The following is a 13,915-nucleotide window of genomic DNA, read 5'->3' on the forward strand; positions in this document are numbered from 1 at the left end:
ACCCGGGTTGCCGCGTCGAGTCCACAAGGACGTGCGCATGTCGGTGCTGCGGCGCGCTGCGGCGCGTTCATCACCACCGCAACGGAGTTGCACGCAGGCGCGGTGCGCTTGGCTTGCCCGGCCTACAAAAGCCGCGGGACGACGGCCCTCACCGCGTCCGATAGAACGCCGGCAACGTCGCCAGGAACTCCGCGCCCGCGCCGCGGAAGCGCGTGTAGTTCTCGCCGATGCGCGTCACCACCAGCAGGCGCGAGCCGATGATGCCGACGATCACGCTCGCCAGCAGCACCGCGGTGCCGCCGAACAGCACGTCGAACCGTTCGCGCTGCGCACCCATCACGATCAACCCGATCGCAAGCGCCATGCCGGCGAACGCCAGGGCCAGGCTCGCGCGGCGGCGCTGGACGTGCCGCGCGCACAGGCCGATCGTCACCGGCGTCCGGCGTCGCACGAACAGCGCGATCACCAGGTACAGCAGCAACCCGGCGAACACCGCCAGGTACAGCGCCGGGTGATGCCAGTAGAAACGCGCATGCCGCATCGGCAGTTCCGCAGGCGCGTTGCACTTGATGCAGCGGCCGGGCAGCGTGCAGCCGGGCCGGACGACCAGTTCCTTGCCGTCGCGCCAGCAATCGCCGCCGACTTCAGCGGACAGCGCATCGCGCAGCCGCGTCGTGGGCGGCTGGTACGGATTCAACGTCGACATCGGTTTTCCCCCTGGACCGCAATGCCAGCGGATACGCCCGCCGGGAGCGTTCGCGGGCCGTATCGCCACCGGTGTCCCCACACCGGCTGGCCCGCGCGTCGATCCTAGGGCGAGCGCGAACTGCGTTCCACTTTCAGGGGCGCCGTTCGTCGGAGCGCGACGAACGGACCGGGCGTCAACGCTCCAGGATCGCCACCACGCCCATGCCGCCGGCGGTGCAGATCGACACCAGGCAACGGCCGCCGCCGCGCTGCTTCAGTTCCTTCGCGGCCGTGGCGACGATGCGAGCGCCGGTCGCGGCGAACGGATGACCGGCCGCCAGCGAGGACCCGTTCGGGTTGATCTTCGCTACGTCGATGCGACCCATCGGCGCGTCCAGGCCGAGGCGGCCCTTGCAGTAGTCCTCGCTCTCCCACGCGCGCAGCGTGCACAGCACCTGTGCGGCGAAGGCCTCGTGGATTTCGTAGAAGTCGAAGTCCTGCAGGGTCAGGCCGTTGCGCTTGAGCATCTCCGGCACGGCGATGGTCGGCGCCATCAGCAGGCCCTCGCCGTGCACGAAGTCCACCGCCGCGACCTGCGCGTCGCGCAGGTAGCACAGCGGTTCCAGGCCGTGCGAACGCGCCCATTCGTCCGAGGACAGCAGGCACGCCGCCGCGCCGTCGGTCAGCGGCGTGGAATTGCCCGCCGTCAGCGTGCCGCGGCCGGAGGTCTTGTCGAAGGCCGGCTTCAGCGAGGCCAGCTTCTCCAGCGTGCTGTCGGCGCGCAGGATGTTGTCGCGCGCCACGCCGCGGAAGCTCACGACCAGGTCGTTGAAGAAGCCGCGCTCGTAGGCGGCGGCGAGCTTGAGGTGCGAGGACAGCGCCCATTCGTCCTGCGAATCGCGCGAGATGTTCCACTGCTTGGCCATGTCCTCGCAGTGTTCGCCCATCGACTTGCCGGTGCGCGGTTCGGCCACGCCCGGGAACTCGGGCTTGAGTTCGCGCAGGTGGAAGCCCTTGAACGCGGCCAGCTTGTCGCGCGGCGTCTTGGCACGCGAGGCCTCGAGCAGGCGGTGGCGCAGCTTGCGGCCGTAGACGATCGGCACGTCGGACGTCGTGTCCGAGCCGCCGCCCACGCCCACGTCGATCTGGCCGGCGGCGATCTTGTTGCCGATGGTGATGATCGAATCCAGCGAGGTGCCGCACGCGCGCTGCAGCGTGATGCCCGGCGTCAGCGGCGACAGGCCGGACGACAGCGCGGCTTCGCGGCCCAGGTTCCAGTCGCTGGAATGCTTGATCACCGCGCCCATCGCGACTTCGCCCAGCTGCTGGCCGTGCAGGCCGAACTTCTCGACCAGCGCGCCGAGCGTGCGCACGGACATGCCGAGGTTCCCCACGTCCGAATAGGCCGTGTTCTGGCGGCAGAACGGGATTCGGACGCCACCGAGCACGGCAACGGGACGGGCAGGACGCATCGCTACACCTCGCAGGACACACGGACCGGGGTCACGGGGGAGTCGCCAAAGCCTTTACGGCCGGGCGGGCATAATGGCCCGAAGTGTAGCGCCGCCTCCCCGGCGCGACCACACGCCACCGTATCCTCGATACAGGAAGCCATGACTCCAGCACAGATCGCCATGCCCACCCCGCCCGTCACCCTGCACGTGCTCGGGGCGCTCGCCCTGGAGCTGCGCGGCGATGCCCCCGTCGCCCGCCAGGCGCTGGCGCAGGGCGAAGTGGGCGCGCTGGCGGAGTTGATCGCGTCCGACCTGGCCGGGTTCGTCCCCGAAGCCGCATCGCTGGACCTGATCACCGTCGGCGCGCATTACGACCCGGTGGAACTGCTGCGACCGGGCTGGCCGCTGCATCGCGAACTCGACCAGCTCGCCGCCCGCGCCCCGCGCGCCGGCATCGCGCCGGGCACGGGCCGGATCATCGCCTTCGGCGCGCACGACACCCAGCTGCCCGGCGCGCTGACGCCGTCGGCCGACCACGTCGGCGGGCCGTTCCGGCTGGTGCCGTTCGTGCTCGGCGGCAGCGAGGAAGCGGCGGCACGCGTGGGCGAGGCGTTCGAACGCGAGCTGCTGGAGCGCGGCATGGCCGGCGCGGCGACCGCGCTGGCGGCGCAGCAGGCGTTCGGCCTGCAGGTCGAACATGCGCGCTATCTCACCGTGCACGACCTCGCCGCGATGATGGCGATGCAGTACGACCATGCGGGCCTGTCGCCGCTGTGGCCGCTGCTGGAAACCGCGCTGCTGGAACCGGAAGGCGAGCACTGGCTCGATGCCCCGCCGGAACCGCTGGTGCACTACGCCGACGGCGAGGCGCGCATCGCGATGTTCGAACCGCGCGCCTGGAAAACCCGCTACGCGACCGAGGCGCCCTGCGACACGCCCGAATGCCGCGCGCGCCTGGAGCAGCAGCACCGCCATTTCCAGGCCCGCCAGCGGCAGATCGCCGCCGTGCTGGGCGCGCACGGGATTCCGGTGAATTTCGTGCACTGCACGGACGAGGGGCGCGCCGCGCTGGCCTGACGTCGGCGCCGCCTTTGTAGCCCGGGTAAGCGAAGGCACCCGGGGCCGGAGAGGTGACCGCGTTCCCGGGTGCGCTTCGCTTACCCGGGCTACGAGAGCGGCTAACCGAGCAACGACCGCACGATGCCCGCCGCCGCCTCGCGACCTTCGTACGCGGCGGTGACCACCAGATCCGCCCCGCGCACCCCATCGCCGCCCGCGAACACGCGCGGATTCGTCGTCTGGAACGGCAGCGCCGCCACGTCGCTGGACGCACGCCGCGACCCGCAACCCGAAACCGGCTGCGTCACCCGGATGCGCCCGTTCTTCTCCAGCTCGATGCCGTGCGCCGACAGCCACTGCGGTGGGTCGGGCTGGAAGCCGAACGCGATGATCACCACGTCCGCCGCGAGCACCGATTCGCTGCCGGGCACGAGTTCCGCATTGCGGCGGCCCAGCGCGTCGAGCTCGCCCAGGCGCGTTTCGGCGACGCGCACGCCGGTGACCTCGCCGTCTTCGCCCAGCAGCGCGAGCGGCTGGCGGTTGAAGAGGAACTGCACGCCTTCCTCGCGCGCGTTGGCGACTTCGCGCGCCGAGCCGGGCATGTTCGCCTCGTCGCGACGGTACGCGCACGTCACGCGCGCCGCGCCCAGTCGCACCGCGCTGCGCACGCAATCCATGCCGGTATCGCCGCCGCCGAGCACCACCACGCGCTTGCCGCGAAGGTCCGGCAGGGCGACGCGATCTTCCCAGCCGGCGATCGGCTTGCCCTGCGCTTCGTCGTCGCCATGCACCAAGCGCCCGTTGTGCACCAGGAACGGCAGCGCCGGCAGCACGCCCTTCAGCTCCTGTCCCGGCAGGCCGCCGTCGGTGTAGCGATAGCTGCCCAGCCCGAGGAACACGGCGTCGAACTCGGCGAGCAGGTCGTCGAGCCCCACGTCGCGGCCGATCTCCACGCCGAGGCGGAACTGCACGCCCATGCCTTCGAGCACGTCGCGTCGCGTCTGCAGCACCGACTTCTCCAGCTTGAAACTGGGAATACCGAAGTGGAGCAGGCCGCCGATCTGCTCATAGCGGTCGAACACGACCGCTTCGATGCCCGCACGTGCGAGCCGGTCCGCGCACGACAGACCAGCCGGGCCGGCGCCGATCACCGCCACGCGCTTGCCGGTGGCGGCGACCTTCGACAGGTCCGGTCGCCAGCCGTCGGCGAGCGCGCGGTCGCTGATGTATTTCTCGACCGCGCCGATGGTGACCGCGCCGAAGCCGTCGTTGAGCGTGCAGCTGCCTTCGCACAGGCGATCCTGCGGACACACGCGGCCGCAGATTTCCGGCAGCGGATTGGTCTCGTGCGCGAGCGCGGCGGCTTCAAAGATGCGGCCTTCGCGCGCCAGTTCCAGCCAGTTCGGAATGTAGTTGTGCAGCGGGCATTTCCAGCTGCAGTATGGGTTGCCGCAGTCCAGGCAACGGCTGGCCTGGTGCTTCGCCTCGGCTTCGCCGAAACGGCCGTAGAGTTCGCCCCAGTCGCCACTGCGGCGCAGTTCCAGCGGGATACGCGACGGCATCTGCCGGGGCGTCTCGCGGAAGGCGAACACGGGCTTCTTGCTGTCCATCTTGCTCACATCGCACTCCGCATGCTGTTGAACCCCTCCCCCTGCCCGCAGGGGGAGGTTGGGAGGGGGTTCGAGGCGCGCCAGCGCCGAGGTTGCGCTGTCGCGCCGAACGAAGCCGCGCCGTGCACGGCACCCCTCCCCAACCCCGCAGCTATCGGGCATAGCCCGATGGCGTTCGTCGCGACGCGCGCCATGGCGCGCAAACGTCGCTCCTCACCCCTGCAAGCAGGGGAGGGAGCAGCGCAGCAGGAAGAGACCATCACGCCGCTCTCCGCAGGTTTTCGGCCAGCGATTCCAGGCTCGCCGCCTTAGGCTTGACCAGCCAGAACTTGCCCAGGAAATCGCGCATCTCGTCGAGGATCTTCCGCGCCCACACGCTGCCGGTGAGCTGCACGTGCGCCTCCAGCAGTTCGCGCAGGTGCGAGCGGTGGTTCTCGAAACCGTCGGACGCGATGCGCAGGATGTCGATGAGTTCGTGGTTGTAGCGATCGACGAAATCGCGCTCGGTATCGAGCACGTACGCCATGCCGCCGGTGAAGCCCGCGCCGAAGTTCAGGCCCGTGCGGCCGAGCACCGCGACCACGCCGCCGGTCATGTATTCGCAGCAGTGATCGCCCGCGCCTTCCACCACCGCCGTGGCCCCGGAATTGCGCACGCCGAAGCGCTCGCCCGCGCGGCCGGCCGCATAGAGTTCGCCGCCCGTCGCGCCGTACAGGCAGGTGTTGCCGATGATCGGCGTCTCGTGTGCGGTGTAGCGTGCGCCCATCGGCGGACGGATCACGATGCGTCCGCCCGCCATGCCCTTGCCGACGTAATCGTTCGCTTCGCCGTGCAGTTCGAATTGCAGACCACCGGCGTTGAACGCGCCGAAGCTCTGGCCGGCGGTGCCGTCGAAGCGAAGCGAAATCGGCGCATCGGCCATGCCGCGATCGCCATGCAGCCGCGCGATGCGGCCCGACAGGCGCGCGCCGATGCTGCGGTCGGTGTTGCGGATCGTGTACGCATACGCGCCGCCGCGCTTGCTCGCGATGGCCTCGGCCAGGTCGACATCGAGCTGCGCCGCCAGGCCCGTGGCATCGGCCGACGGCTGCGGCACGCCGCAATGACCGCCGTGCGCGAGCCCGCTGCCGGCGAGCAGCGGCGCGAGGTCGAGCTTGTGCTGACGCGCGCCGTCGCCTTCGAGCTGCTTCAGAAGATCGGTGCGGCCGACCAGCTCGCCGAGCGTGCGCACGCCCAGCTGCGCGAGCCAGAAGCGCACTTCCTCGGCGAGCAGGCGGAAGAAGTTCTCCACACGATCGGGCAGGCCGGTGAAATGCTCGCGACGCAGCGCGTCGTCCTGCGTCGCCACGCCCGTCGCGCAGTTGTTGAGATGGCAGATGCGCAGGTACTTGCAGCCCAGCGCGATCATCGGCGCGGTGCCGAAGCCGAAACTTTCCGCGCCCAGCAGCGCGGCCTTCACCACGTCGAGGCCGCTCTTCAGGCCGCCGTCGGTCTGCAGGATCACGCGATCGCGCAGGTCGTTCGACACCAGCGCCTGGCGTGCTTCGGACAAACCGAGTTCCCACGGCGTGCCGGCGTAGCGGATCGACGAGATCGGACTCGCCCCGGTGCCGCCGTCGTGGCCGGAGATGGTGATCAGGTCCGCGCCGGCCTTCGCGACGCCGGTGGCAATCGTGCCCACGCCCGCGTGTGACACGAGCTTCACCGATACCAGCGCCTGCGGATTGACCTGCTTGAGGTCGAAGATCAGCTGCGCGAGATCCTCGATGGAATAGATGTCGTGATGCGGCGGCGGCGAGATCAGGCCGATGCCCGGCATCGCGTAACGCAGGCGCGCGATCAGCTCGTTGACCTTGTGGCCCGGCAGCTGGCCGCCTTCGCCGGGCTTGGCGCCTTGCGCGACCTTGATCTGCAGCACTTCGGCGTTGACCAGGTATTCCGGCGTCACGCCGAAACGGCCCGACGCGATCTGCTTGATCTTCGACACCTTGTCGGTGCCGTAACGCGCCGGGTCCTCGCCGCCTTCGCCGGAATTGCTGCGCCCGCCCAGGCGGTTCATCGCGATGGCCAGCGCCTCGTGCGCCTCGGGCGACAGTGCGCCGAGGCTCATCGCGGCCGAATCGAAGCGGCGCACGATGGCGGAAACGGGCTCGACGTCGTCCAGCGAAATCGCGGTGGCATCAGACGTGTCGACATCGAGCAGGTCGCGCAGCGCGGCGGTAGGGCGCTCGTTCACCGCGGCGGCGTAACGCTGCCAGTCATTCCAGTCGCCGGTGGACACCGCGCGCTGCAGGTTCATCACCACGTCGGGATTGAACAGGTGGTATTCGCCGCCGGGCGTGTACTTGAGCAGGCCGCCGATGTTCGGCAGCGCGTTCGCGTTCCACGCGTGTTCGGCGAGCGTGACGGCATCCTCGTGCAGTTCGGCGAACCCCGCGCCGCCGATGCGCGACGGCGTGCCGGCGAAGCACAGGTCCACCACTTCGCGATCCAGGCCGACGATCTCGAACAGCCGCGCGCCGCGATAGCTGCCGATGGTGCTGATGCCCATCTTCGAGATGATCTTCAGCAGGCCCTTCTTGATGCCACGCCGGTAACTGCGGCCGATTTCCGCGACCTGCCCGTGCTTGGTCTTGAGGATGCCGCGCACGCCGAGGTCGTGCAGCGTCTGGTACGCGAGGTACGGATACACCGCCGTGGCGCCGACGCCGATCAGGCAGGCGAAATGGTGCGGATCGCGCGCGGTGCCCGTTTCGACGATGAGGTTGGATTCGCAACGAAGCCCCGCGCGCACCAGGTGCTGGTGCACCGCGCCGGTGGCGAGCAGCGCGTGCGCCATGAGCCGGCCTTCGACCGGATAGCGGTCGCTCAGCACCAGCAGCACCTTGCCTTCGCGCGTGGCGGTTTCGGCCTCGGCGCAGATGCGTTCGAGCGCGGCCTTCAGGCCTTCCTCCGGTGCGTAATGCAGGTGGATCAGCGCGTGCGCGTTCTCGTACTGCTCCATCGCCAGCATCTGCCGCAGCTTGCGCTGCGAGAGCACGGGCGAGTTGAGATGGATGTGGTCGACGTTGCCGGGGCCGTCGACGAACACGTTGCCCTCGCGACCGAGCTGCGTCGCCAGCGACATCACGCAGTCCTCGCGCAACGGGTCGATCGGCGGGTTGGTCACCTGCGCGAACGCCTGCCGGAACTGGTCGTACAGCGGGCGCACCTGCTGGCTCAGCACGGCCATCGGCACGTCGTCGCCCATCGAGCCGACCGCTTCCTGCTCGGTTTCGGCGAGCGGACGCAGCACCTGCTCGCGCTCCTCGCGCGTGAGCTGGAACAGCTTCTGGAAGCGCGTCAGCGTCTCGCTGTCGAAGGGCTCGGCCGCGAGCGCGGGATCGATCAGCTCAGTCTGCAGGTAAGTGACGCCCTGCTTGAGCCAGCGCTTGTACGGCGCGCGCGCGCGGTTGATGCGGTCGATCGCCTCGCTGTCGAGCACTTCGCCCAGGTAAAGATCGACGGCGATCATCTCGCCCGGCCCGAGCTTGCCCTTGGCCTCGATTTCCTCCGCCGGGCGCTCCCACACGCCGGCTTCGGACGCGATGAGGAAATGGCGATCGCGCGTGCGCATCCAGCGCGCCGGGCGCAGGCCGTTGCGATCGAGCGTGCACGCGGCGTAGCGACCATCCACGGTGACGATGCCGGCCGGGCCGTCCCACGGTTCGGTGTTGAGCGCGTAATACTCATAGAACGCGGCGAGGTCGGCGTCCTTGTATTCCAGCGATTGCGTCGCCGGCGGGATCAGGATGCGCATCGCCTTCAGCAGGTCCATGCCGCCGGCCTGCAGCAGCTCGAGCATGTTGTCGAGCGATTGCGAATCCGAGCCGTCCATCGTGATGACCGGATCGAACTCGGTCAGCTCGAGGTTTGGCGTGCGCCACACGTGCGCGCGCGCCTGCGCCCAGGCACGGTTGCCGGAAATGGTGTTGATCTCGCCGTTGTGCGCGAGCAGGCGGAACGGCTGCGCGAGCGGCCAGCGGGGCGTGGTGTTGGTCGAGAATCGCTGGTGGAACACGACGACGCTGGCGGCCAGGTCGCTGCGTTGCAGGTCCGGATACAGCTGCGAAAGCCGGTTCGGCAGCACCATGCCCTTGTAGCCGATGCTCGCCGTGGACAGGCTGACGACGTAGAAGTCGGGAAGCTCGCGCAGGCGCTGCTCGGCGCGACGGCGCGCCAGGAACAGCGAGCGCTGGAAGCTCGCGGCATCGAACGCGCCGGCGGGCTTGACGAAGATCTGCTCGATGCGCGGCATCGTGCGCCTGGCGAGCTCGCCGCATGCGGCCAGATCGACCGGCACGACGCGCCAGCCGGCGACGTCCACGCGTTCGCGCTGCAGCTGCGCGGCGAACTCGTCCTTCGCGCGCGCCGCTTCGGTTTCATCGTGCGGAAGGAACACCAGGCCCGAGGCGTAATGCGCGCCGAGCGCGATGCCCGACTCGCGCGCGAGCGCGCGCAGGAAGGCGTCCGGTTGCCGGATCAGCAGGCCGCAGCCGTCGCCGCTGAGTCCGTCGGCCGCGATGCCGCCGCGGTGCGTCATGCGCACCAGCGCCTCGATCGCGCGATCGACGATGGCGCGGCTGGGCGCGTCGTCGAGCTGCGCGATCAGGCCGAAGCCGCACGCATCGCGCTCGTCGCGCGGGTCGTAGAGGCCGACGGGATCGGGACGGACCTGTTGCTGCATCGTCGCTCCATCGCGGATTTCACCGCTGGGTTGCTGTGCGAAACACGACAACGAACCTGGCAAACGCACTCTCGAGCCCAGGATTGCGGCGACGACGAAGACGGTCCGCTCGCGCGGTCCGGCCTGCCTCACCACCCTGGTTCAACCGAATAAATCACACTTTGTGCGATGCGGCAATTTGTCTTCCGCGCCACCGGAGAAATCGCGCGTGCAGGCCTTCAAGTGCCTGATCGCAGTGAGAAAAGTGCGCGACATGCGGAGGCGTTTGGTAACGGGTGAAACCATTCGCGCGAGCGGTGCGCGTGATGCTCTGGTAGTCCGGGCAAGGCCGGAGGCCGCACCCGGGGAACCGCGCCGCATGGCTTACGGACGCACATCCCGGGTGCGCTTCGCTTACCCGGGCTACAAGAGCTACGGGCAGTGGGAGGAGAAACCGAAGCGCTAAACTTCCCGCCTTCCCAGAATCCTCCCGGCCCCCGTGACCGATACCGCTCCCGCCACGGGTGCGCGCCGCCGTGCCGCGCTCGTCTTCATCTTCATCACCATCCTGATCGACGTGCTGTCGTTCGGCCTGATCATTCCGGTGCTGCCGCACCTGATCGAACAGTTCACCGGCGGCGATACCGCGCATGCGGCGTACTGGGTGGCCGCGTTCGGTTTCCTGTTCGCGGGCATCCAGTTCGTGACCTCGCCGATCCAGGGCGCGCTGTCGGACCGTTTCGGACGGCGGCCGGTGATCCTGCTCTCGTGCCTGGGCCTCGGCCTGGATTTCGTGTTCATGGCGCTGGCGCCGTCGCTGATGTGGCTGCTGGTGGGCCGCATCATCTCGGGCATCACGTCGGCGAGCTTCACCACGGCGAACGCGTACGTGGCCGACGTCACGCCGCCGGAGAAGCGCGCCAGGAGCTACGGCCTGCTCGGCGCCGCGTTCGGCGTGGGCTTCATCGTGGGGCCGCTGATCGGCGGTGCGCTGGGCGAGATCGACCTGCGCCTGCCGTTCTGGTTCGCTGCCGCGCTGGCGCTGCTCAACTTCGCGTACGGCCTGTTCGTGCTGCCCGAATCGCTGCCGAAGGAGCGTCGCAGCGCGCGTTTCGACTGGGCGCACACGATTCCGGGCGCGTCGCTCGGACTGCTCAGGCGCTACCCGCAGGTGTTCGGGCTGGCGGCGGTGGTGTTCATCGCCAACCTCGCGCATTACGTGTACCCGAGCGTGTTCGTGCTGTTCGCCGACTACCAGTACCAGTGGGGTCCGCGCGAGGTGAGCTACGTGCTGGCGATCGTCGGCGTGCTCAACGTGATCGTGCAGGCGGGGCTGGTCGGCAAGGCGGTGCATGCGCTGGGCGAACGGCGCGCGCTGATGCTGGGCCTGGGCTGCGGCGCGATCGGTTTCGGCATCTACGGTTTCGCCGAGGTGGGCTGGATGTTCCTCGTCGGCCTGCCGATCTCGGCGGTGTGGGGCCTGGCCGCGCCGTCGACGCAGGCGCTGATCACGCGCCAGGTCGGGCCGGAAGTGCAGGGCCGCATCCAGGGCGCGCTGATGAGCCTGGTGAGCCTGGCGGGCATCATCGGCCCGGTCGTGTTCGCGGGCAGCTTCGGCTACTTCATCGACGATCGCGCGCCGGTGCACCTGCCGGGCGCGCCGTTCCTGATCGCGGGGCTGCTGCTGGCGATCGCCGTGGGCATCGCGTGGCGGTATGCGCGGGCGCCGGCGGAGGCGCCTGCTGCGAGTGCGGTCGAGCCGGGCTGAGCGCCTTTGTAGCCCGGGTAAGCGAAGCGCACCCGGGTGCCATGGCGAGTTCCAGAAGCACACGTGCACGTTGATGGTGCAGCGCGCTGCGGCGGGTTCATCGCTACCGCAACTGAGTTGCACCGAGGCGCGGTGCGCTGCGCTTACCCGGGCTACCGGAGCGCCGTTAACGCCGCATTGCCGCCGACTTCACCGGCGATCGCGCACCGCGACGCCAGACTCGGGGTTCCCGTCAGGAACGAGGATTCCCGCCATGCCCAAGTGCGATACCTGCGGCAACGACTACGACAAGGCGTTCACCGTCACCATGCCGCACGGCAGCGGCACGTTCGATTCGTTCGAATGCGCGATCCACAAGCTCGCGCCCACGTGCGAGCACTGCGGCTGCCGCATCATCGGCCACGGCGCGGAACACGACGGGAAGTTCTACTGCTGCGCCAGTTGCGCGAAGCACTCCGGCATCACCGGCATCGACGACCGGATCTGACCGGCGCGTCGTATCGGCGCGATCAGTCTTCCAGCGCCGTCAGCCGGTCGCCGGGGAACGGCAGCAGCGCCCAGAACGCCACATCGGCGTGCGCCCATTCGAAGGCCGCTTCGTTGAGGATCTCCAGCAGCGTGTCGAAATCCTCGCCGTTCGCATCGCGCCAGTCGGCGGCGTTTTCGATCAGCCACACGTAACCCGGCGCCACGCGCCAGGACATGTCGCGCAGCACGTCCGACAGCGCGTCCCAGTTCTCGCCGAAACCGTCAGGGAAACCGCCGGCCTTCGCCAGGCGCGCCATCAGGCCGGCCTTGTCGTCGCAGCCGGACAGATCCACGCGCATCACCGCGAAGTCGAGCGCCGCGGCGGTCTGCGCCATCGCTTCTGTATCGCGCACGTCGATGAAGTACGCGCCGCTGTGATCGGGGTCGGCGAGGATCGTGCGCAGGTCGACGGCGTTCATCGCGCCTCCGGGGGATGCCATTCGAAGCGGCGGAAGCTGCGGTAATGATCGGCCGTGTACCAGTATTCGACCGGCGGATCGCCGCCCGTGACGATCCGCCGCGTGCCGCGCGAATCCGCGCCGGGCGTCGGCACCGTGTACTCGCGGTAATAGCCGCGCGGTTGCGGCGGCAGGCGTCCTTCGCGGTTCTGGAACACGCTGCCGTCCTGCCGGTACGGATGCGCCGCGCCGCTGGCGATGCGGTCGAGCACCGCGTGCGCCTCGACCGGGAGGAACGCCGGATACGCGATCTCCGCCGCCTGCTGCGCGGAGATCGGCGGCGCGTCGGCCGGACGAAGCTCGCCGTCGCCCGCGCGCTTCGTCCACAGCCACAGGCCGAGGAGGGCGACGATCGCGAGCAGCCAGATGGAATGGGAGCGGCGCATGTCGTATCGCTATCGGGAGTGCTGGCGCGCGGCTGCGTTGTCCGGAATCAGCCGCAGCGCAGGCCGGTGATCGCGCCCCGGTCGTTGACGTCGATGTTCACGCGATCCTCGCGGAAGTCCATCGTCGCCGGCTGGCCCGGACGCAGCACGCGCGCGTCGCGGCTGCCGGTGCCCTGCAGGATGCGGTTGACGACGTCGTCGTTGACCGCCGAGCCGATCGCCCAGCGTGCGCCTTCGGCGTTGCACTTGCCGCTCGGAACGCTCGGCCCGCCCGCGACCGGCGGCGCGGAAGCGCAGCCCGCGAGCGAAGCGGCGGCAGCGATGGCGGCAATGCACAGGATGCGGCGGGTCATGGCGTTTCTCCTTGTCGTGGACGGGCGGGGCCGCGTATGCGGCGCACCGTGCGCCCGGGGGCGTGTTCAGGGTGTAAAGGATAGCGGGGGATGTGACGCTTGCTGCGCTTCCTCTCCCCTGCGAATGCGGGGAAGGGCCGGGAAGGTGAAGTGTCCGGCGTCAGCGTCGGACGAGAGCAAAGCGCGGTGCCCGAATGCGTCGTTCGCACCGCTGCAACGCACGCCCCGACCCTGCCCGGCCCGAACGCACAGCGTTCGGGCGTTCGAAGGCGCGCGAACCGGCGATTCCTGGGCGGAGCCTTCTCACCCCCAACCCCTCTCCGGTGGGAGAGGGGCTAGAACTCCGCCTCCAGAATCGAATACCCCGCATCCACCATTCCCAGCGCCGTGTAGGTCTTCTGCGCGTTCGTGTTCTCGCGCTCCACGTACAACCGCAGCCCGACCACGCCGGGCGTTTCCCGCGCGAGCGTCTCGACATGCCGGTACAGCGCGGTGAACACCCCTTGCCGGCGGAACTCCGGTGGCACGTAGACGCTCTGGATCCACCACCAGTCGCCGTTGCGCCAGTCGCTCCATTCGCGCGTGAGCATCAGCGTGCCGGCGGGCGCGGCGATGGTCTCGCGCCCGGCGACGGTGGATTCGTGCATCGCGATGAAGTACCGCGCCTTGCCCGCATCGGCGATGCCCGCCTCCATGCCGGCGCGCACGGTGGCCTCGTCGAGCTGCTTGTGCTCGGTTTCCAGTGCCATCGCGAGGGCCCAACGCGCGAGCAGGTCGCGGTCGTTCGCGTGGGCGGGGCGGATGCGGAGGGTCATGTTCAAGGGACGAGGCGGGAGGAACGAGAACCTGGTGGAGTGCAAGCAACCGGTCCGCGCAACACCGGGTTCTGGTGCATGCGCGCTTGTTC

Annotated in this window: 11 protein-coding genes; 3 read left to right on the forward strand and 8 right to left on the reverse strand. The window is 69.4% G+C overall.

Features of this window, described 5'->3' with window-relative positions; genetic code table 11:
• Positions 1 to 148 precede the first annotated feature (148 nt).
• Positions 149 to 706, reverse strand: a complete 558-nt coding sequence (locus tag I4U41_RS15085) for a hypothetical protein (protein WP_206861989.1) — start codon at positions 704 to 706, stop codon at positions 149 to 151.
• 175 nt (positions 707 to 881) lie between these two features.
• Entirely contained in the window at positions 882 to 2,159 is a 1,278-nt protein-coding gene (locus I4U41_RS15090) for an acetyl-CoA C-acetyltransferase (protein WP_206861990.1), read from the reverse strand.
• 162 nt (positions 2,160 to 2,321) lie between these two features.
• Here I4U41_RS15090 and I4U41_RS15095 point away from each other — a divergent pair, with 162 nt between their 5' ends.
• Positions 2,322 to 3,218: a hypothetical protein gene (locus I4U41_RS15095; RefSeq protein WP_206861991.1), complete on the forward strand. Its 897-nt coding sequence runs from the start codon at positions 2,322 to 2,324 to the stop codon at positions 3,216 to 3,218.
• Positions 3,219 to 3,319: 101 nt separating this feature from the next.
• Here I4U41_RS15095 and I4U41_RS15100 read toward each other — a convergent pair whose 3' ends face one another.
• Together I4U41_RS15100 and gltB are read right to left on the reverse strand one after the other, a co-directional pair.
• Positions 3,320 to 4,810, reverse strand: coding sequence for an FAD-dependent oxidoreductase (locus tag I4U41_RS15100; RefSeq protein ID WP_206862126.1), 1,491 nt, complete (start codon positions 4,808 to 4,810; stop codon positions 3,320 to 3,322).
• A 259-nt stretch (positions 4,811 to 5,069) separates the two neighbouring features.
• Entirely contained in the window at positions 5,070 to 9,536 is a 4,467-nt protein-coding gene (gene gltB, locus I4U41_RS15105; RefSeq protein ID WP_206861992.1) for a glutamate synthase large subunit, read from the reverse strand.
• Between the two features lie 478 nt (positions 9,537 to 10,014).
• On the opposite strand from gltB, the gene I4U41_RS15110 reads away from it, so the two are divergent.
• Together I4U41_RS15110 and I4U41_RS15115 are read left to right on the forward strand one after the other, a co-directional pair.
• A complete protein-coding gene (locus I4U41_RS15110; RefSeq protein ID WP_425492596.1) occupies positions 10,015 to 11,283 on the forward strand; it encodes a TCR/Tet family MFS transporter in 1,269 nt (422 codons plus the stop codon).
• 253 nt (positions 11,284 to 11,536) lie between these two features.
• Positions 11,537 to 11,770 (forward strand): hypothetical protein, encoded by a 234-nt coding sequence (locus I4U41_RS15115; RefSeq protein ID WP_206861993.1) that lies wholly within the window; start codon positions 11,537 to 11,539, stop codon positions 11,768 to 11,770.
• Positions 11,771 to 11,792: 22 nt separating this feature from the next.
• On the opposite strand, the gene I4U41_RS15120 is transcribed toward I4U41_RS15115, so the two are convergent.
• The 4 genes from I4U41_RS15120 to I4U41_RS15135 all read right to left on the reverse strand — a co-directional run bounded on the left by I4U41_RS15120 (position 11,793) and on the right by I4U41_RS15135 (position 13,823).
• Positions 11,793 to 12,230, reverse strand: coding sequence for a barstar family protein (locus I4U41_RS15120; RefSeq protein ID WP_206861994.1), 438 nt, complete (start codon positions 12,228 to 12,230; stop codon positions 11,793 to 11,795).
• Entirely contained in the window at positions 12,227 to 12,655 is a 429-nt protein-coding gene (locus I4U41_RS15125) for a guanyl-specific ribonuclease (RefSeq protein ID WP_206861995.1), read from the reverse strand. The genes I4U41_RS15120 and I4U41_RS15125 overlap by 4 nt, the downstream gene beginning before the upstream one ends.
• 47 nt (positions 12,656 to 12,702) lie before the next feature.
• Positions 12,703 to 13,008, reverse strand: coding sequence for an I78 family peptidase inhibitor (locus tag I4U41_RS15130; RefSeq protein ID WP_206861996.1), 306 nt, complete (start codon positions 13,006 to 13,008; stop codon positions 12,703 to 12,705).
• Positions 13,009 to 13,343: 335 nt separating this feature from the next.
• Positions 13,344 to 13,823 carry a GNAT family N-acetyltransferase gene (locus tag I4U41_RS15135; RefSeq protein ID WP_206861997.1) on the reverse strand — a complete coding sequence of 160 codons (480 nt, stop codon included), beginning with the start codon at positions 13,821 to 13,823 and terminating at the stop codon, positions 13,344 to 13,346.
• Positions 13,824 to 13,915 lie beyond the last annotated feature (92 nt).

This window comes from Lysobacter changpingensis (assembly GCF_017308985.1).
Classification (GTDB): domain Bacteria; phylum Pseudomonadota; class Gammaproteobacteria; order Xanthomonadales; family Xanthomonadaceae; genus Lysobacter_J; species Lysobacter_J changpingensis.

Coding starts and splice junctions, on each gene's coding strand:
- I4U41_RS15085 (WP_206861989.1), bottom strand. CDS start 706: ATGTCGACGTTGAATCCGTACCAGCCGCCCACGACGCGGCTGCGCGAT.
- I4U41_RS15090 (WP_206861990.1), bottom strand. CDS start 2,159: ATGCGTCCTGCCCGTCCCGTTGCCGTGCTCGGTGGCGTCCGAATCCCG.
- I4U41_RS15095 (WP_206861991.1), top strand. CDS start 2,322: ATGCCCACCCCGCCCGTCACCCTGCACGTGCTCGGGGCGCTCGCCCTG.
- I4U41_RS15100 (WP_206862126.1), bottom strand. CDS start 4,810: ATGGACAGCAAGAAGCCCGTGTTCGCCTTCCGCGAGACGCCCCGGCAG.
- gltB (WP_206861992.1), bottom strand. CDS start 9,536: ATGCAGCAACAGGTCCGTCCCGATCCCGTCGGCCTCTACGACCCGCGC.
- I4U41_RS15115 (WP_206861993.1), top strand. CDS start 11,537: ATGCCCAAGTGCGATACCTGCGGCAACGACTACGACAAGGCGTTCACC.
- I4U41_RS15120 (WP_206861994.1), bottom strand. CDS start 12,230: ATGAACGCCGTCGACCTGCGCACGATCCTCGCCGACCCCGATCACAGC.
- I4U41_RS15125 (WP_206861995.1), bottom strand. CDS start 12,655: ATGCGCCGCTCCCATTCCATCTGGCTGCTCGCGATCGTCGCCCTCCTC.
- I4U41_RS15130 (WP_206861996.1), bottom strand. CDS start 13,008: ATGACCCGCCGCATCCTGTGCATTGCCGCCATCGCTGCCGCCGCTTCG.
- I4U41_RS15135 (WP_206861997.1), bottom strand. CDS start 13,823: ATGACCCTCCGCATCCGCCCCGCCCACGCGAACGACCGCGACCTGCTC.